Below are 18,854 nucleotides of genomic sequence, written 5' to 3'. Positions count from 1 at the left end.
GCTTCCAGATAGGGGTGTCCCACATCGGCCCAGGCGTGCGGTCGAATGCCGTAGTCGGTCGCTCCCCGGTGGTGGCCCACCTCAACGCCAGTCGCGACATCCCGAGCATAACCGAAGACGAACCGCTAGGCTGATGCCCGACCGATTTGTTAGGACTCTTTACATGCATGCCGCGTCGCTTCCCGCCGTCGTCCCTGCACCGTCGTCGATCGAGGCGGGCAGCGGTGCGCCCTTCCGGCTCTCCGAGACCACCTCGCTGGCGGGGGACGCGGATGCCACGGCCGCCCTCGCCGCCATCGTCCTGGCGCGGACCGGGCTGAGCCTGGGCGCCGCCGAGGGCGCCGCCGACGTCGAGCTGCGCGTGACGCCGGGCGGCGCGCCGGAGTCCTACCGGATCGACGTGGCGGAGGCATCCGTCGTCGTGACTGGAGCCGACGCGGCCGGACTGTTCTACGGCGTGCAGACCCTCGGGCAGCTGATCGCACGCGACGGGGCGGGCTGGAGCCTGCCCGCCGTGAGCATCGACGACGCACCGCGGTTCGCCTACCGCGGGCTGATGCTCGACGTCGCCCGGCACTTCCACCCCGTCGAGGCGGTGAAGGGCTGCATCGACCGCGCCGCCTCGCTGAAGATGAACGCGCTCCACCTCCATCTGACCGACGACCAGGCGTGGCGCATCCAGCTCGACTCGCGTCCCGAGCTCGTGGAGCGCGCGAGCGCCGGCTCGGTCGGCGGCGACCCGGGCGGGTTCTACACGAAGGACGACTACCGCGACATCGTCCGGTACGCCGCGTCGCGGCACATGATCGTCGTGCCCGAGATCGACATGCCCGGTCACACCCACGCGGTCGGGCTCGCGTACCCCGAGCTGGCGGAGGAGCCGGCGGTCGGCGACCACATCCTCGAGACGCTCGCCGAGTACGGCGGCGACGCGCCCGTCGCCGGCGTGCCGTACGACGGCATGGCGGTGGGGTTCTCCTCGCTGAAGATCCACGAGGAGGCGACCTACGACTTCGTGGCCGACGTCTTCGGCGAGCTGACGGCCATGACGCCCGGGCCCTATCTCCACTTCGGGGGCGACGAATCGCTGTCGACCAGCGCCGCGGACTTCGACGAGTTCGTCACCCGCGTCAGCGCGATCATCGCCGACCTCGGCAAGACGCCGGTCGCGTGGCACGAGGCGGGCGCCGCGAAGGACATCGCGGACACGACGATCGGCCAGTACTGGGGCTTCGTGAGGCCGCAGGGCGATTCCGGCGAGAAGGCGAGGGCGTTCGTCGACAACGGCGGCGGGCTCATCCTCTCCCCCGCCGACGCGATCTACCTCGACATGAAGTACCCGTCCGGTCCCGCGCTCGGGCTGACGTGGGCCGACGGACCGACGAGCGTCGAGCGCGCGTACTCGTGGGAGCCGTCCGACGTCGTGCCCGGCGTCGACGACGGCGCCATCCTCGGGATCGAGGCCGCGCTGTGGACCGAGACGGTCCGGACCGCCGCCGACATCGACACCATGGCCTTCCCCCGCATCGCCGCGGCGGCCGAGGCCGGGTGGTCGCCGGCGACCGGCGACAGCGAGCTGCGGACGTGGGGGTCGTTCCGCGAGCGCGTCGGCGCGCTGGGTCCGCTGTGGACCGCGATGGGCATCGGCTTCCACCCCTCCGACGAGATCCCGTGGGCCGCCGAGTGACGGCCGCCGAGGAAGGACGCACCGCATGAGCACGCTCGTCCACACCGTCCGCCTGCTCGGGTCGGCAGGCGTCGACTCCGGCCGCGGCGACGGCTGGGTCCTGTTCGAGGACGGCCGGGTCTCGGGCGCCGGGGCGGGCGGCGACCTCCCTGCTGCCCAGGACGTCGTGGACGGCAGGGGCGGATGCCTCGTCCCCGGCTTCATCGACATCCACGGGCATGGCGGGGGCGGGGCCGGCTTCGACGACGGCCCGGAGGCGATCCGCGCAGCGCGCGCAGTGCACCGGGCCCACGGCACGACACGCGCCGTGCTGTCGCTGATCACCGCGCCGATCGACGAGCTGGCCGCGCGGGTCGCGATGGTCGCCGACCTGACCGAATCCGACCCGACGATCCTGGGCTCCCACCTGGAGGGACCGTTCCTCGACCCCGGTCACAAGGGCGCGCACGCAGAGGCGCTGCTGCGCGCCCCGGACGCGGCCTCCGTCGACCGCCTGCTCGAGGCCGGACGAGGATCGATCCGGCAGGTCACCCTCGCTCCCGAGCTCCCGGGCGCCTTCGAGGCCATCAGCCGCTTCGTCGACGCGGGCGTGGCCGTCGCGGTCGGGCACACCGACGCGGACGCCGCCGTCGCCCGTCGCGCGTTCGACGCCGGCGCGACCATCCTCACGCACGCCTTCAACGCGATGAACGGCATCCACCACCGCGCACCGGGACCGGTCGTCGCGGCGTTGCGCGACGACCGCGTGACCGTCGAGATCATCGCCGACGGGGTGCACGTCGACCTCGCCCTGATCGCGACGCTCTTCGCCGCCGACGGCGACCGCATGGCGCTGGTCACCGACGCGATGGCGGCGGCGGGCGCGGCGGACGGGCGCTACGTGCTCGGCGGGCTCGCCGTACGGGTGGACGGAGGAGTGGCGCGCCTGGAGGACGGCGGCGCGATCGCCGGGTCGACGCTCACGCAGGATGCCGCAGTGCGCAACGTCGTCGCGGCCGGAGTCGCTCTCGACGACGCGGTGCGCGCCGCGACGCAGACCCCCGCGAAGGCGATCGGCCGACCCGACCTGGGACGGCTGGACGAAGGCTCCCTCGCCGATGCGGTGCTGCTGGACGACGACCTCGCCGTGCGCCGGGTGTGGGTCGCGGGCAGCTCCGACTGACGCAGGCACGATGAAGGCGGGGCCGAAGGTCCCTCCCCCGAGATACCTTCGAGCCCCGCCATATCCGCGGGATGATCCCGCGGGGGGCCGCCGCCGTCGTGCCCCACACAAGGGCGGTCCTGCCACTCTGACCAGAGAGACCGCGGGTCCCGGCATCTATTACGCGACTTCGCGAAGATTTTCTTCGGGCTCGCGGAGCACGGCGAGGAGCGCGCATCGCGCCGCTGCGCCGGCGGGCTGCGCAGACCACTGGTCAAATCGAGGCAGGGCCGCGACAATGGACCCAGTCGCGACGCGAGACGCGCCGCGCACCGGGGCGTGCGCGATCGTGGCGCTGTGGAGTCTGGGGATTCATGGAACACGACGAGGTACGCGAGCACGACGCGGTCGATGCCGACGTCGTCGCCGACTCCGACCTCGTGACCCGCACCCGCTCGGGCGACTCCGGCGCCTTCGGAGAGCTGTGGCGCCGCCACTACCGGGCGGGCGTCACGGTGGCGCGCAACATGACGTCGAGCCTGGACGCGGACGACCTGGTGCAGGAGGCGTACACCCGCATCTACCACTCCATCGTGTCCGGCGGCGGCCCCACCGGATCCTTCCGCGCGTACCTGTTCACGAGCATCCGCAACACCGCAGCGGCGTGGGGACGCGCGCGCCGCGAGACGGCGTACGACGAGCTCGACGGCGTCGAGGACCCGGCGGCCGGCGAGCACGAGAGCGAGGCCGCGCTCGACCGCGGCCTCACGCACCAGGCGTTCCGCAGCCTGCCCACGCGCTGGCAGGAGGTGCTCTGGTACTCCGAGATCGAGCAGATGAAGCCGGCCGAGATCGCGCCCCTCCTCGGCATGAAGCCGACGGCGGTGGCGCAGCTGACGTTCCGCGCGCGTGAGGGGCTGCGCGAGGCGTGGATCCAGGCGCACCTGCGCTCGGTCGCCGACGGGTCCGAGTGCCAGTGGACGATCGAGCGCCTGGGCGCCTACGCCCGGCGCAACCTCGGACGCCGCGACCACGCCAAGGTCGAGCGCCACCTGTCCAGCTGCGTGCGGTGCTCGATCGTCGCGAGCGAGGCCAAGGAGGTCTCGAGCCGCCTCGCCCTGGTGCTGCTTCCGCTCGCGATCGGGGCCACCGGCACCGCGGGCTACCTGGCGACGGTCCAGGGCGGCGGCACGACACTGGTCGCGATGGCCGAGATGCCGTCCGCCGTCGTGGAAGGCGCCGCCGCGGTCCTCCCCCGCGCGGCCGACCTCGCGATCGGCGCCGGGACCTCCACAGGCGCCGGCAGCGGCGCCGCCGCGACCACCGGCGGGACGCTCGCCGGTTCGACGAGTGCGATCGCGAGCACCGGCACCGGGGTCGGGGCGAGCGCCGTCGCGGTCACCTCGAGCGCCGGCGCCGTGGGCAGCGCGGTCGCGGCGGGGACGACGACGGGCATCGCCGGCGCCGTCGGCGGGTCGACCCTGGCCGGGATCGGCGCCGCCTCGGGCCTGGCGGCTGCGGGCCTCGTGGTGGTCAGCAGTGTGGTGGCGGCGGTGGCGCTGCCGGCCGCAGCACCCGACCCTGCGCCGACACCGGCCGTGACGGCGTCCGAGCCCGGCCTCCTCGACGCGCTGCCCGGCATCGTCGATGAGGACGAACCCGCGCTGCAGCTCTCGGACGAGCCGGGCCCGGATCCCGCGGACATCTCCGTGATCGCCGAGCACGGACCGTCGGACGACGTGGTGCGGGGCAGGCGCGACACCGGCGGTCAGGGCGCGGACGGCGAGCGCCCCAGCCGGGGCGACGCCACCGACGACGAGGCCGACGGCAGCGCCGCCGAAGACGGCGACGAGGCCGGCGATGAGGCGGGCGACGCCCCCGACGGCCCGACGAAGAACGGCAACGGCAACGCGTACGGCACCGGCAACGGCAATGCGTACGGCACCGGCAACGGCAATGCGTACGGAAGCGGACGCGGCGACGAGGCGACCACGCCCGGCACGCCGGTTCAGACCCCCGGCCGCGGCAACGGCGGCGCCGCGGTCAGCGAGGAGCCGGCCGGCGACGACGATGCGGCCGGCGTGGACGAGAAGAAGCCGAGCGGCGCGCCGAACAGCAGCACGCGGCCCGGCAAGACCGAGACAGCAGCGCCGGAGACGCCGGAGGCCGCAGCCCCGACGCGACCGACCGCCGCCGGCTCCCCGGCCGAGGAGAAGCGGGCGGCGTCGCCGGCCGCGGATGCACGCGGCCAGGACGCGACCGGCGCCGAGCAGGCGGCAGACGCCCGCCCAGGCCAGGCCCCCGGGAATCGACCGGCGGAGACCGGCCCGACGGCGACGAGGGGCTCGACACCGCACTCGCCGGCTGCTGCGGAGCCCGAGGAGCGCGCAACCCCGGCGGCGCCCCCCGCCCGCGAGACCCCGGCGGCCCAGGCGGCCGCCGACGCCTCGGACAGCCGGGGGCCTGCGGCACGCGCCGACGCCGCCGCGGGCGCGCGCGGGGCGGCGCCCGCCGGAGACTGACCCGGCCGGCGGGTGCGGCATCCCGCCGTAGACTGGAGGCCATGTCCGACACGACCGGCGCCACGCCTGCGCCCACGAGCAAGGCTGCGCCGCAGGCGTCCGAACCGGCACCGGGCACCCGCCCGCCGCTCTCGGCGATCGACATCGTGGCGTTCCTGTGCGAGCTCTTCGCCTTCGCCACCCTGGCGCTGTGGGGCTTCACGATGTGGCCGTTCCCGTGGAACATCGTGGCGGGCATCGCGGCTCCGGTCGTCGCCATCCTCGCCTGGGCGCTCTTCGTCTCACCGCGCGCCGTGCTCGCCGTGCATCCGTTCGTGCGCGCCGTCGTCGAGCTCCTGGTGTACGCGTCGGCGACGATCGCGTGGTGGAGCATGGGCAACGCCTGGATCGGCCTCGCCTACGGCGTCATCGCCGTCACCGCCGGCGTGATCGTCGGCCGCCGGCGCCTCTCGTGATCACGGGCGCGGACGCGCTCACCCTCCTGCGCGCCGAGCTCGGCGACCGGGTCGACACCTCACCCGCGTCGCTGGCCGCCGCGCGCGCCGACAAGTCGGGGCATGCGGCATCCGGGCACCCGATCGCCGTCGTGCACGCCCGCAGCGTCGAGGACGTCCAGCGCACCCTCCGCATCGCGAGCGAGACAGGCACGCCGGTCGTCACCCGCGGCGCGGGCACCGGCCTCGCGGGCGGCGCCAACGCGGGCGCCGGCGAGATCGCCCTCTCGATGCGCGCCATGGACGGCATCCTCGAGGTGCGTCCGGACGACCTCCTCGCCGTCGTGGAGCCCGGCATCCTCAACGCCGACCTCAACGCCGCGCTCGCCCCGCACGGCCTCTGGTGGGCGCCCGACCCCGCGAGCCGGGCGATCTCGACCGTGGGCGGCAACATCGCGACCGGCGCCGGCGGACTGCTGTGCGCCAAGTACGGCGTGGTACGCGACGCGGTGCTGGGCGTCGACATCGTCCTGGCCGACGGACGGCTGCTCACGCTCGGCCACCGCACCGTCAAGGGGGTGACCGGCCTCGACCTCACGTCGCTGGTCATCGGGTCCGAGGGCACGCTCGGGGTGATCGTGGGCGCGACCCTGAAGCTGCGCCGGCTCATGCCCGGCGAGGTGTGCACGATCGCCGCGACCTTCCCCGACGTGCGGACGGCCGCCGAGGCATCCGCCGCCGTCACGGCGTCCGGGACGCAGCCGGCGATCATGGAGCTCATGGATGCCGCGTCCCTCGCCGCGGTGCACGCCCTGCTGTCGCTGGGCCCACCCACCCCGGGCGCCGCCCAGCTGACCATCCAGACCGACGGTCCCGCGGCCATCGCGGAGGCCGAGGCGATCGCCGCGGTGCTGCGCCGCGCCGGCGGCACGGTCGCGGTCTCGCACGATCGCGAGGAGGGCGAGCGGCTGCTGACGGTCCGCCGATCGATGCACCCCGCGATGGAGACGCTCGGCACCGCGCTCATCGAGGACGTCTCGGTGCCGCGCAGCGCGCTCCCGGCGATGTTCGACGAGATCGCCCGCGTCGAGCGCGAGCACGGCGTCGTCATCCCCACGGTCGCCCACGCCGGCGACGGCAATCTGCACCCCAACTTCATCTTCGAGGGCGTGCCCGGCGAGTTCGGCGTCGTCGAGGCTCCCGAGTACATCTGGCGCGCGGCCGACGACCTGTTCCGCGCCGCGCTGCGGCTGGGCGGCACGCTCACCGGCGAGCACGGCGTCGGCGTGCTCAAGCGCCGGTGGCTCGCCGACGAGCTGGGCGAGGACCAGTGGGAGCTGCAGCGGCAGATCACCCGCCTGTTCGATCCGCAGGGCATCCTGAACCCGGGCAAGGTGTTCGCGCCGTGACCGCCACGGTGCACGTCAGCGCCGCCGTCGTGGTCGACGACGCCGGCCGGGCGCTCGTCGTCCGCAAGCACGGCGCGACGGTGTTTCAGCAGCCCGGCGGCAAGCCCGACCCCGGCGAGACCGCCCTCGACGCGGTCGTGCGCGAGGTGGCCGAGGAGACCGGCATCGTGGCCGACCGCGCCGCGTTCGAGCCGCTCGGACGGTTCACGGATGCCGCCGCCAACGAGCCGGGTCACCTCGTCGTGGCCGACGCCTACGTCCTCAGGGTTGCGGCGGGCTCGGGCACGGCGATCCCGGCGGCCGAGATCGCCGAGCTGCGGTGGATCGGCGAGCACGAGGTCGAGGCGACGCCCCTCGCGCCGCTCTCGCGGAACCAGCTCATCCGCTACGCCTGGCGCTGAGCCGCGGCATCCGTCACGCGTCCGAAGCCGGGATCAGATGCCCTGCCAGTCGGGCTTGTTGTCGAACGCGTAGCGGTAGTAGTCGGCGCGACGCAGCTGCGATGCGGCCGCCTCGTCGACGACCACCGTCGCGCGGGCGTGCAGCTGGATGGCCGACCCGGGCAGCGACGCGCTCAGCGGCCCCTCGACCGCGCCGGCGACAGCCGCCGCCTTCCCCTCGCCGAAGGCCAGCAGCACCAGGTGACGCGCCCGCAGGATCGTGCCCAGCCCCTGCGTGATGCAGTGCATCGGCACGTCGTCGATCGAGTCGAAGAACCGCGCGTTGTCGCGCCGGGTCTGCTCGGTGAGCGTCTTCACGCGCGTCTGGGAGGCGAACGACGAGCCGGGCTCGTTGAAGCCGATGTGACCGTCGGTGCCGATGCCGAGGATCTGCAGGTCGATGCCGCCGGCGTCCAGGATCGCCGCCTCGTACTCGTCGCCGTGGAACTCGATGCCCTCCGGCGTGCCGTCGGGCGTGCGGATCAGCTCGGGGTCGAGGCCCAGCGGCTCCACGACCTCCCGCGTGATGACCGAGCGGTAGCTCTCGGGGTGGGCCGGGTCGATCCCGACGTACTCGTCCAGCGCGAAGCCGCGCACGCGTGACACGTCCAGACCCTCCAGCCGCGGCTTCAGGGCCTCGTACACCGGAAGCGGGGTCGACCCGGTCGCAAGACCCAGGACCGTCTCGGGATTCTCTCGCACGAGCGCCGCGATGTGATCGGCGACGAGCGCCCCCGCGGCCTCCTTGTCGCGGACGATGACGATCTCAGCCATGGACCAGAGCCTCCTCGGTGTCGTGTGTGGCATCGCCCTCCGCACCCACGAGCGCGGCGCCCAGCGCCGCCGCGGGCGAACCCGGCGGCAGCAGCTCGACGCGCTCGGCGAGGTGCAGGGAGCGCATGAACGGGGATGCCTCGGCGCTGGCCGACAGCTCGGCTGCGACATCCGTCATCAGCCGATCGCCCAGCGCTGTCACACCCCCTCCGAGGACCACGATATCGACGTCGGCGGTGAGCACCAGTACCCGCACGGCGGCCGCCACGCCGCGGGCGAGACCCGCGCGCAGCCGCTGCGCCGACGGATCGCCCGCGTCGGCGGCGTCGAACACGTCGCGCACGGGGAGGGCCGAGCGCCGCCCCCATCGCTCGGCGATGGCCCCGCCGCCCGCGAAGGCCTCGATGCACCCCCGCTGCCCGCAGCGGCAGACCGGCCCGTTCGGGTCGATGGAGATGTGACCCACCTCGCCGGCGGCACCGCGCGCCCCTCGCCACAGCGTTCCCTCCGACACGATGCCGGCCGCGACGCCGGTGCCGAGGTTCAGATACGCCATCGACCGCGGCGGCGGTCCCGAGACCGCATGCAGCGCGTGGGCGCCGAGAGCGGCCGCCTTGACGTCGTTCTCCACCCGCACGGGCACGCCGAGCCGGGGCGAGACCGCCGCGGCGAGGTCCAGCTCGTCGACGCCGAGGTTGACCGCATGCACGACGCGTCCGGTCCCCGGCTCGACCTGGCCGGGGATGCCGACCCCCACCGACCGCACCGCGCCGAGGTCGACACCGGTCTCGGCGCCGAGGGCCCGCACGGCGTCCACCACCGTGTCGACGACGGCATCCGGTCCCCATCCCGTGGCCACCCGCAGACGACCGATGACGGCACCGGCATCGTCGACCGCGACGACGTCGGTCTTGGTTCCGCCGACGTCCAGCCCGATCCTCATCCGCCGGCCTCCCCGCGGGACGCCGGCCCAGAACCCCCGCGCATCAGCCCTTGACCGCCCCGGAGACCAGACCGCTGGTCATGCGGTGCTGGACGATGAGGAAGAAGACGATGACAGGCACTGCCATGATCGTGGAGGCGGCCATGACGACCGCCCAGTCGGTCGCCTTCGTCGCCTGCACGAAGGCCCGCAGCCAGATGGGCAGCGTGAGCGACTCCGGGCGCGTCATGATGACGAGGGCGAAGACGAACTCGTTCCAGGCCTGGATGAAGGCGAACACCCCGGTCGCGATCAGTCCCGGCGCGAGCAGCGGGAACGTGATGCGCCAGAAGGCGCCCGAGCGACTGCATCCGTCGATCATCGCAGCCTCTTCGAGGTCGGCGGGCACGCCGTTGACGAAGCCGCGCAGCGTCCAGATCGTGAACGGCAGCACGAACGCGATGTAGACGAAGCTCAGGCCGATGATCGTGTTGAGCAGGTACCAGCCGTCCAGCACGCGGAACACCGAGACGATCATGGCCTCCGCGGGGATCATCTGGATCACGAGGATCGCGACGATGAAGGACGTCCGCGTGCGGAAACGGTAGCGCGACACCGCGACGGCCCCGAGGAAGGCGAAGGCGAGCGCCACCACGAGCGTGATGCCGGTCACCGCCATCGAGTTGAAGAGCGCGTTCACCAGGCTGTCGTCGCCGAGCGCCTCCTGATAGTTGCTCAGGGTGAACTCGTCGGGCCACCAGTGCGGCGTGGTCGAGCGCACCGCGGATGCCGGCAGCAGGGACGTGTTCACCATCCAGTAGACGGGGAAGAGCGAGGCGACGATGACGACGAGGGCGGCGGCGTTCAGCGACACCCGTGCCATGGCGCGGCGGGGGCGGCCTGTCATGACTCCTCCTTCAGCATGGTGCGGATCCAGTAGCCCGAGATGACCAGCAGGAGGATGACGAGGATCACCGAGATCGCTCCCCCTGCGCCGAGGTCGCCGGAGGCCATCGAGACGCTGTAGATGTAGACGCCGATGGTGTTGGTCTCGGCGCGGACGCCGCCGATCGACTGCAGCGCGTAGATCTGGGCGAACACGCGGAGGTCCCAGATGATCTGGAGGACCAGCAGCACCAGCAGCACGGACCGCAGGTAGGGCATGACGATGAGGCGGAACCGGGCGAAGCCGCCGGCGCCGTCGAGGGAGGCCGCCTCCAGCACCTCGTCCGGGACCTGCATGAGCGCGGCGTAGGTGCTGAACGCGACGAACGGGATCGCTCCCCACGTGATGATGATCGCCGCGACGGCGTAGAAGCTCGTGGGGTCGATCAGCCAGCTGTGGCCGATCCAGTTCTCACCCGTGAGCTGGGTCAGCAGCCAGTTCACGAGTCCGTACTGGGTGTCGAAGATCCAGCCCCACACGATGGTGGCGGTCAGCGCCGGCATCGCCCAGGCCAGGAGCAGCGAGATCGACACCGCGGTGCGCATCACCGCGCCGAGCCTGGTCATCATCACCGCGATCGCGACGCCGAGGAGCATGGTGGCCACGACGCTCACGACGCAGAGGGCGACGCTGCGTCCGAGCACGGCCCAGAACTCGGGGTCGGTCAGCACGGAGACGTAGTTGTCGATGCCGATGAACTCCGGTGCGGCGCCGAAGATCTGCGCACGCCCGAACTCCTGGAACGACATGATCACGAGCTGCACCAGGGGCCAGCCGATGAAGACGACGAGCATGATGAGCGCGGGTGTGAGCAGCGCGAGCGGCGCCCACGGGAAGCCGCGCCGTCGCGGCTGTTCGGGTTCGGGCCGTGACGCCGACGGCGAGGCCGGCGGTGCGGATGCCTCCGCGGGAATGGTCGTCATGGCGAACCTCCTCTCAAGATCGTGCGAGCCCTGGGGGCGGGCATGGAACGGGGTGCCCCGCGGCACGAGGCACCCCGCTCCCGAAGATCAGCCGTTCAGGATCTCTTCGATCTGCTCATCGGCCGCGGTGGCGAGCTCTTCGATGTCGCCGCCGTTCGCGATGTTGACGAACAGGTCCTGCATGATGCCCTGCGCCTCGACGTCGGCCCAGTTGGGCGATGCCGGCGTGAGCTTCGCGTCGGCAGCCGCCTCGGCGATGACGGTCGCGAGCTCGGGGGTGGCCGCGGCCACCTTGTCGCCGAGCGAGACGAGGGCGGGGACCAGACCGTTCTCGGCGAGGATCGTCTGGTACTCCTCGCTCAGCATGATCTGCAGCGCGCTCTTGGCCAGGTCCGGGTTCTGCGACTTGGCCGCGATGCCGATGTTGGATCCGCCCGCGAAGACCTGCGCAGCGCCGCCGTCCATGCCAGGGAGGGCGAAGTAGCCCGTGAGGTCTGCGACCGGGGTGGGCTGCTTGTCCTCATCGGCGACGATCGACCAGTACGCCCAGCTCGGCGCGGAGTAGGTGGCCGACTGCTCGGTGCGGAAGGGGACCCAGCCCTCGGCCTCGTCGCCGTCCTTCGGCGCGAGGGAGGCCTCGGTCATCAGCTGCTGCACCTGCGCGAGACCGGCGAGGGACTCGTCGCTGGACAGCTGCGCATCCCACTCGTCGCCGTCCTGGACGGCGATCTCTCCGCCGTTCTCCCAGATGAAGGGCAGCGCGTTGTACCAGTCCTTGCCCGGGAAGTACACGCCCGACACCCCCGGCAGCGCCCCGGCCAGGGTCACGCCGTTCGACACGTACTCGTCGAGGGTCGTGGGTACCGCGACGCCCGCCTGCTCGTACATCGCCGTGTTGTAGAACACGACCCGGGCGCCGGAGTAGTACGGGGCCGCGAACAGCGTGTCGTCCCAGCTGCCCGCCTCGACGAAGCCGGGGAGCAGGTCGTCGCCGCCGAGGTCGCCCTCGATGTCGTCGAGGCTCAGCAGCGCGCCGCTGGAGGTGAAGGCCGGAGCCTGCGTGTTGCCCATCTCGACGATGTCCGGGCTGTCGTTGGACGACAGGCTGGTGGTCAGCTTGTCGACGAGGCCCGTCCACTGCTGCTCCTCGATGACCAGCGTCGACCCCGGGTTCTCCTCCTCGAAGGTCTCCTTCAGGTAGTCCCGCGCGTCCTGCGGCGTGTCGGTGCCGACGAGCCACACGCGGATCTCGGCGCCCTCCTCCGACGAGGAGCCGCCCTCGTCGCTGCTGCCGGCGCAGCCGGCGAGCACCAGTGCCGAGGCGCCGATGAGCGCCACAGCTCCGAGCGTCTTCTTCATGGTGTCTTCCTTCGTGTTCTGTTCGGTGTTCTCTTGGTTCGGGTGGGCCGGGTGGCCCATCCGGGGGGAATCGGGGTTTCCGGGACGAACCCGGACAGACAGCGCCGTCAGGACACCCCGAGTTGACCTGACAGGACCATGACGGCCGCGCCGCGCAGGACGATGTCCTGGCCTTGCTCCGTCATCCGCACCCGCACGCCCTCGTCGTCGGACGACGCGAGCGTGCGCGCACGGAGGGTCTCGACGGTCTGGTCCGCGAGGGACCCGCCGAGGAGTTCAGGGGGGCCGGAGAGGACGATCTCCGACACGTCGAGGGTGCCGACGACCGGTGCGAGCGCGATCCCGAGTCGCTCCCCCGCATCGCGGAGGACGCCCTCGCGGGCATCGGGATCGGATGCCGCGGCCAGCCGCGACGACAGCGAGGGCACCGACAGCCAGGCCTCGAGGCATCCGACCCGACCGCACGCGCAGCGGGGACCGCCGTCGGTCCCGACCGTCACATGGCCGATCTCGCCCGCAGCGAAGCGGCTGCCGCGCATGGGCTGACCGGCCAGCAGCAGCCCAGAGCCCACGCCTCGGCCGACCTTGACGAGCAGCACGTCGTCGGGTGCGCCGCCGAAGGTGTACTCGGCCAGCACCGCGGCGTTCGCGTCGTTGGCGACCAGCACGGGGAGCCCGAGCGCGCCGCGCAGCGCGCCCTCGAGGTCGAAGCCCGCCCAGCCGAAGTTCGGGGCCGTGAGGATCACGCCGCGGTCGTCCACGACGCCGGGCGTGCCGACGCCGATGCCGAGCACCGGGGCGTGCGAGTCGGCCACGAGCGCGCGGGCGAGGTCGACGACCGTCGTCACGACGTCCTCGTCGGCCGGCAGCGGGACCTCGCGCCGCGCGACGATGCTGCCGTCGAGGGTCAGCACCGCGCCGATGAAGGTGTCGCTGCCGGACAGATCCAGGCCGACGATGCGGTGGCCGTCGTGGTCGAGGTCGACGAGGATGGCGGGCTTGCCCGGGCCTGACGCCTCGCGCACGCCCCGCTCCGAGACGAAGCCGTCGGCGATGAGCTCGGCGACGAGGTCGGAGATCGTGACGCGCGTGAGCCCGGTCTCCCTTGACAGGTCGGCGCGGCTCATGGCGCCCTGGTGGAACAGGGTCTGCAGCACCAGCGACCGGTTGTGGCCGCGAGCGTGCTCCGGCAGCACCTTGCGCCCCTGGCGCAGCGTGCGTCCGGGGGTGAACGCGCCGGACCCGGACACCGGTGGGGCGTCCGCGACAGAGGCGCTGCGCTGCGTTTCCGTGTTCGGCATGTTTGTTAGTAGAGCTTACGAACTAACTTTCCGCAACCCTCAGAGCCTATTTGCGCGGAGGCTTTACAAAACCGTGACCTCCCGCGCAGGCGGTCCGAAACGCGTCCACGCACGTTTCGCAGCGTGACCGGCGATTCATGCGTGATCAGGCCGTAACCTCATGGGTGGCCTCCGTCACCTACCATGGGGGAAGCGTTTATCACAGTCGGGGGTGTTGGCGTGACAGATCTGGCGACCCAGTCGCAGGCCGGTGAGGCGTCTTCAGAAGACGACGACCGGGCCCAGCAGGCCGTCGAAAGCGACGAGACCGCGGTCGAGACGGAGCCGGCCGACGAGCCGGAGGGGGCCGTCGACGCCGAGGAGGCCGTCGAGGCGAAGCCGGCCGACGAGCCCGCGCAGGCCGACGAAGCGGAGCCGGCCGACGAGCCCGCGCCGGCCGACGAAGCGAAGCCGGCCGACGAGCCCGCGCAGGCCGACGAGCCCGAGCCGGAGGCCGCCGCGACAGCCGCGCTCGCCACGTCGGCGGCCACGACTCCGGTGCCGCCGCTCCCCTCGATCTCTGCCGACGCCGCCGTCTACGCGTGGGCGCCCGCCGAGCCGAAGGCCAAGAAGAGGCGCACCGGGCTCTGGATCACCGCGGCCGCCGGCGTCGCCGTCGTCGGACTGGTGGTGTCATCGCTCGTGCTGATCGCCCCCGGCACCACGGTCGCCGGGGTTCCGGTCGGATGGCTGACGCCCGGCGCCGCCGCCGACGCGATCGACGGCAGCCTCGCCGAGACCACGGTCGTCATCGCCGGCGAGGACGGTGACGTCGAACTGACGGGCGCCGAGCTCGGAGCGACCGTCGACGCGCAGGCTCTCGCCGACGCCGCGTTCGCGCAGCACCCGATGTGGAACGTGACGTCGTGGTTCCAGAGCACCGACGCAGAGGTCGCGCTCGACGCCGCCACCGCGACCGCAGCACTCAGCGAGGCGGTCCCCCAGCTGTACACCGATCCGGTCGACGCGACGCTGGCCTTCGATCCGGCGTCGGCCTCGTATGTGGTGACGCCGGCTGTTCCAGGCACCGGGATCGACCTCGCCACCGTGCAGGCCGCCCTGCAGGACGCCCTGATGACCGGCGCCCGGAGCGCCGACGTCGAGCCCGTGGCGGTCGAGATCCCGGCCGGCATCTCGACCGAGACGGCGGACGCCGCGGTGGCACAGCTGAACGGGATGCTCGACACGGCCGGCTTCTACGTCGGCGAGGAGCGCACGGTGCCGATCGATCGCGCCACCCTGGCGGGGTGGTTGAACGTGGCGCCCGACACCGAGAGCGGCGGCTTCGAGATCACCGCCGACGCCGCCGCGATCCAGACCGCGGTCGACGGCCTTGCGGCGGCCATCAACCGGCCGGTCGAGAACGGCGCGGTCATCACCAACTCGGCGGGCACCGTGCTCCGCGAGGAGGCTGCGGGAGTGTCCGGGCGGCAGCTCGGCGACACCTCGAACGTGGCCTCCGACTTCGCCGAGCAGCTCGCCACCGGAAACGCGGTGTTCGCGGCGCCCGTGACCGAGACTGCACCTGAGATGAGGACTCTGGCTCGCACGGTCGAGGTGAACCTGTCCAGCCAGACGGCGTATCTCTTCGAGAACGGCAACGTCGTCGGCACGTACGCGATCTCGTCAGGGCGGGCCGCCACCCCGACCCCGACGGGACACTTCACCGTGAACGCGTACACCCGCATCCAGGACCTGGGGGCGCTCTGCTACAACCCGGAGGCACAGAACAGCTACTGCACGGAGGACGTGCCCTGGATCACGTGGTTCGCGCCGGACATCGCCTTCCACGGCACGTATTGGCACAACAACTTCGGTACGCCGATGAGCCACGGCTGCGTGAACATGACCGAGTCGGCCGCCAAGTTCGTCTACGACTGGACCGCCCGAGGCACCGAGGTGTGGGTTCACCACTGACCTGCTCGGCGACGACCTGAGAACGAGGAAGGGCGGATGCCGCAGCATCCGCCCTTCCTGCTCTCGGGGTTTCAGAGCGCGTCGATCACGGCGTTGAAGGTCGCCGACGGACGCATGATTCCCGCCACGAGCTCGGCGTCGGGACGGTAGTAGCCGCCGATCTCGGCCGGCGAGCCCTGGACGGCGTTCAGCTCCTCGACGATCTTCTGCTCGTCGGCCGCGAGCGCCTCGGCCACCGGCGCGAAGACCGCAGCCAGCTCGGGATCCGCCTGCTGCGCGGCGAGCTCCTGCGCCCAGTACAGCGCGAGGTAGAAGTGGCTTCCGCGGTTGTCGATCGTCCCGAGCGCACGGCCGGGCGACTTGTCGTTCTCGAGGAACGTTCCGGTCGCGGCATCCAGCGTGTCGGCCAGGACCTGCGCCTTGACGTTGCCGGTGAAGTCCGCGAGGTGCTCCAGCGACGCGGCGAGCGCGAAGAATTCGCCGAGCGAATCCCAGCGCAGGTAGTTCTCCGAGACGAGCTGCTGCACGTGCTTCGGAGCCGAACCGCCGGCGCCGGTCTCGAAGAGCCCACCGCCCGAGAGCAGCGGCACGATCGAGAGCATCTTGGCGCTGGTGCCGACCTCGAGGATCGGGAACAGGTCGGTGTTGTAGTCGCGCAGCACGTTGCCGGTGACCGAGATGGTGTCCTCACCCTTGCGAAGCCGGTCGAGCGAGTACTGCGTCGCCGCCGCCGGAGCGAGGATCTCGATCGTGAGGCCCTCGGTGTCGTGGTCGGCCAGGTACGTCTTCACCTTGCCGATCAGTTCGGCGTCGTGGGCGCGGGTCTCATCGAGCCAGAACACCGCGGGAGTGGCGCTCGCGCGAGCTCGCGAGACGGCGAGCTTGACCCAGTCGCGGATCGCGACGTCCTTGGTCTGGGTCGCCCGCCAGATGTCGCCCCGCTGCACGGCGTGCTCGAGGAGCACGTCGCCGGAACCGCCGACGACCTGGACGACGCCGGGAGCCGCGATCTCGAAGGTCTTGTCGTGGCTGCCGTACTCCTCGGCCGCTTGCGCCATGAGACCGACGTTCGGCACCGAGCCGATCGTGGCGGGGTCGAGCGGGCCGTGGGCATTCACGTCGTCGATCACGGTCTGGAACACGCCGGCGTACGACGAGTCGGGGATCACGGCGAGCGTGTCGTCCTCGCCGCCGTCGACGCCCCAGAGCTTGCCACCGTTGCGGATGAGCGCCGGCATCGAGGCGTCCACGATCACGTCGGAGGGAACGTGCAGGTTCGTCAGGCCCTTGTCCGAGTTGGTGTACGACAGGCGAGGACCGCGCTCGAGGTCGGCCGCGATGGCCGCCGCGATCTCGTCACCGCCCTCGACCGACGGAAGGCCGGCGAGGATCGCGCCGAGGCCGTCGTTCGGGGTCAGGCCCGCCTCGGCGATCTTGTCGCCGTAGGTGGCGAACACGTCGGCGAAGTAGGCCTTGACGACATGGCCGAAGATGATCGGGTCGCTGACCTTCATCATGGTCGCCTTGAGGTGCACCGAGTAGAGCACGTCGTCGGCTGCGGCATCCTTGAGCGTCTGCGCCAGGAAGGCGTCGAGCTCGGACGCCGAGAGGAAGGTCGCGTCGATGATCTCGCCCGGCAGCACCTTCAGGCCGGTCTTGAGCTCGGTGACCGTGCCGTCGGCGGCCACGTGCTGGATGGTCAGCACGTCGTCGGCGGGGGAGACGAAGGACTTCTCGTTCGAGCGGAAGTCGTCGTGGCCCATCGTGGCGACGCGGGTCTTCGAGCCCTCGGCGAACGCCTTGTTGCGGTGCGGGTGCTTGCGCGCGTAGCTCTTCACCGAGAGCGGTGCGCGCCGGTCGCTGTTGCCCTCGCGCAGCACCGGGTTGACCGCGGAGCCCTTGATGCGGTCGTAGCGGGCGCGGACGTCCTTCTGCTCGAGCGTCTCGGCCTCGTCCGGGTAGTCGGGGATGTCGTAGCCCTGCGACTGCAGCTCGGCGATGGCGGCCTTGAGCTGCGGGATCGACGCCGAGATGTTCGGCAGCTTGATGATGTTCGCCTCGGGGAGGGTGGCGAGGCCGCCGAGCTCGGCGAGCGCGTCGCCCACCTGCTGCTCGGGGGTGAGGTTCTGGGGGAATGCCGCGAGGATGCGGCCGGCCAGTGAGATGTCGCGCGTCTCGACGTCCACACCCGCCTGGCGGGTGACGGCCTGCACGATCGGCAGGAACGATGCGGTCGCGAGAGCCGGGGCCTCGTCGGTGTAGGTGTAGATGATGGTGGAGTCGGTCACCTGTCACGTCCTTCTTGCGGGTCGGCTGTCAGCCTATCGCAACAGGCCCGGAGATATCTCGACGTCAAGATATCTCCGCGTATGAACACCGTGTTAATCCGACATCCCGGCGGTGCCGGATGCGTCCATCCCCGCTAGCCTGTGCGTTATGGGTGACCTGCGACTCGTCGAACTGTCCGCCGCCACCATCGTGGCGGTCAACAATATGTCGCTGAAGCCCGGGCAGGAGGAGTACCTGTCCCCCGTCAGCTACGGCATCGCCGCGACGGTGGTCAATCCGCAGACGACCTGGCAGCGCGTCGTGCTCGACGGCGAGGAGGTCGTCGCCTTCGTGAGCGGCAACTTCGACCCCGACGCCCCGCAGGAGCACTTCCGCTCGGTCCTGTGGCGCATCAACGTGGACGCCGACGACCAGGGCCGCGGCGTCGGCCGGTTCGCGGTCGCGGGACTCCTGGAGGAGGCCCGCAACCGGGGCATGGACCACGTCAACGTCATCTACGAGGCGGGCGAGGGCGGCCCGCAGGCATTCTTCGAGCGCGTGGGCTTCACACCGGTCGGGGAGACCGAGTACGGTGAAGTGATCGCGGAGATGCGCCTGTAAGACGCGGGCGCGACACTCGCTCTGCCACGACGCCGCCCGGACTGGGGCTTCCGAGACCGGCGGCGGGGCCTCGAATACCCCTCCCCCATCGAGGCCTCGTCGCCCTCTGCGGCACCGTCGAAACGCTTCGTCGCGAACGCGCTAGGGTATG

The 18,854-nt window shown here is 71.8% G+C and carries 15 protein-coding genes and 1 riboswitch; of the genes, 8 read left to right on the top strand and 7 right to left on the bottom strand.

Annotated features, from left to right (window positions below; all coding sequences use genetic code 11):
* Positions 1 to 20 precede the first annotated feature (20 nt).
* Positions 21 to 105: riboswitch (ZMP/ZTP riboswitch) on the bottom strand.
* Between the two features lie 58 nt (positions 106 to 163).
* The 6 genes from ACWGUG_RS15210 (at position 164) to ACWGUG_RS15185 (ending at position 7,594) form a co-directional block, all read left to right on the top strand.
* Positions 164 to 1,687: a family 20 glycosylhydrolase gene (locus tag ACWGUG_RS15210; RefSeq protein WP_452325179.1), complete on the top strand. Its 1,524-nt coding sequence runs from the start codon at positions 164 to 166 to the stop codon at positions 1,685 to 1,687.
* Between the two features lie 25 nt (positions 1,688 to 1,712).
* Positions 1,713 to 2,849: an N-acetylglucosamine-6-phosphate deacetylase gene (gene nagA, locus ACWGUG_RS15205; RefSeq protein ID WP_452325178.1), complete on the top strand. Its 1,137-nt coding sequence runs from the start codon at positions 1,713 to 1,715 to the stop codon at positions 2,847 to 2,849.
* Positions 2,850 to 3,202: 353 nt separating this feature from the next.
* Positions 3,203 to 5,350, top strand: a complete 2,148-nt coding sequence (locus tag ACWGUG_RS15200) for a sigma-70 family RNA polymerase sigma factor (RefSeq protein ID WP_452325177.1) — start codon at positions 3,203 to 3,205, stop codon at positions 5,348 to 5,350.
* A 41-nt stretch (positions 5,351 to 5,391) separates the two neighbouring features.
* A complete protein-coding gene (locus tag ACWGUG_RS15195) occupies positions 5,392 to 5,805 on the top strand; it encodes a YrdB family protein (protein WP_336398330.1) in 414 nt (137 codons plus the stop codon).
* Positions 5,802 to 7,193 carry an FAD-binding oxidoreductase gene (locus ACWGUG_RS15190; RefSeq protein ID WP_452325176.1) on the top strand — a complete coding sequence of 464 codons (1,392 nt, stop codon included), beginning with the start codon at positions 5,802 to 5,804 and terminating at the stop codon, positions 7,191 to 7,193. The genes ACWGUG_RS15195 and ACWGUG_RS15190 overlap by 4 nt, the downstream gene beginning before the upstream one ends.
* The gene (locus tag ACWGUG_RS15185; RefSeq protein WP_378882277.1) at positions 7,190 to 7,594 is read left to right on the top strand and encodes an NUDIX hydrolase; all 405 of its coding nucleotides are present in this window, start codon (positions 7,190 to 7,192) and stop codon (positions 7,592 to 7,594) included. Before ACWGUG_RS15190 ends, ACWGUG_RS15185 begins: the two co-directional genes overlap by 4 nt.
* A 33-nt stretch (positions 7,595 to 7,627) precedes the next feature.
* Here ACWGUG_RS15185 and ACWGUG_RS15180 read toward each other — a convergent pair whose 3' ends face one another.
* From ACWGUG_RS15180 to ACWGUG_RS15155, 6 genes are all read right to left on the bottom strand, one after another.
* Positions 7,628 to 8,407, bottom strand: a complete 780-nt coding sequence (locus ACWGUG_RS15180) for a glucosamine-6-phosphate deaminase (protein WP_336398327.1) — start codon at positions 8,405 to 8,407, stop codon at positions 7,628 to 7,630.
* A complete protein-coding gene (locus ACWGUG_RS15175) occupies positions 8,400 to 9,350 on the bottom strand; it encodes an ROK family protein (protein ID WP_336398326.1) in 951 nt (316 codons plus the stop codon). Before ACWGUG_RS15175 ends, ACWGUG_RS15180 begins: the two co-directional genes overlap by 8 nt.
* Positions 9,351 to 9,393: 43 nt before the next feature.
* On the bottom strand, positions 9,394 to 10,236 hold the full coding sequence (locus ACWGUG_RS15170; protein ID WP_452325175.1) for a carbohydrate ABC transporter permease: 843 nt from the start codon (positions 10,234 to 10,236) through the stop codon (positions 9,394 to 9,396).
* Complete coding sequence (locus ACWGUG_RS15165; protein WP_336398324.1) at positions 10,233 to 11,198, bottom strand: carbohydrate ABC transporter permease; 966 nt, start codon at positions 11,196 to 11,198, stop codon at positions 10,233 to 10,235. The genes ACWGUG_RS15170 and ACWGUG_RS15165 overlap by 4 nt, the downstream gene beginning before the upstream one ends.
* A gap of 87 nt (positions 11,199 to 11,285) precedes the next feature.
* Positions 11,286 to 12,557, bottom strand: coding sequence for an extracellular solute-binding protein (locus ACWGUG_RS15160; RefSeq protein WP_336398323.1), 1,272 nt, complete (start codon positions 12,555 to 12,557; stop codon positions 11,286 to 11,288).
* Positions 12,558 to 12,664: 107 nt separating this feature from the next.
* The gene (locus ACWGUG_RS15155; RefSeq protein WP_336398322.1) at positions 12,665 to 13,858 is read right to left on the bottom strand and encodes an ROK family transcriptional regulator; all 1,194 of its coding nucleotides are present in this window, start codon (positions 13,856 to 13,858) and stop codon (positions 12,665 to 12,667) included.
* A gap of 219 nt (positions 13,859 to 14,077) precedes the next feature.
* Between ACWGUG_RS15155 and ACWGUG_RS15150 the strand changes: the two genes are divergently transcribed.
* Positions 14,078 to 15,814 carry a L,D-transpeptidase family protein gene (locus ACWGUG_RS15150; protein ID WP_452325174.1) on the top strand — a complete coding sequence of 579 codons (1,737 nt, stop codon included), beginning with the start codon at positions 14,078 to 14,080 and terminating at the stop codon, positions 15,812 to 15,814.
* Between the two features lie 71 nt (positions 15,815 to 15,885).
* On the opposite strand, the gene ACWGUG_RS15145 is transcribed toward ACWGUG_RS15150, so the two are convergent.
* Positions 15,886 to 18,102, bottom strand: coding sequence for an NADP-dependent isocitrate dehydrogenase (locus tag ACWGUG_RS15145; protein WP_452325173.1), 2,217 nt, complete (start codon positions 18,100 to 18,102; stop codon positions 15,886 to 15,888).
* A gap of 148 nt (positions 18,103 to 18,250) precedes the next feature.
* On the opposite strand from ACWGUG_RS15145, the gene ACWGUG_RS15140 reads away from it, so the two are divergent.
* Positions 18,251 to 18,703, top strand: coding sequence for a GNAT family N-acetyltransferase (locus ACWGUG_RS15140; RefSeq protein ID WP_336398319.1), 453 nt, complete (start codon positions 18,251 to 18,253; stop codon positions 18,701 to 18,703).
* Positions 18,704 to 18,854 lie beyond the last annotated feature (151 nt).

The sequence above is a fragment of the Microbacterium sp. NPDC055455 genome (assembly GCF_053619935.1).
Note: the sequence above shows the minus strand (reverse complement) of the source record. Positions and strands in the feature narration are given on the sequence as shown.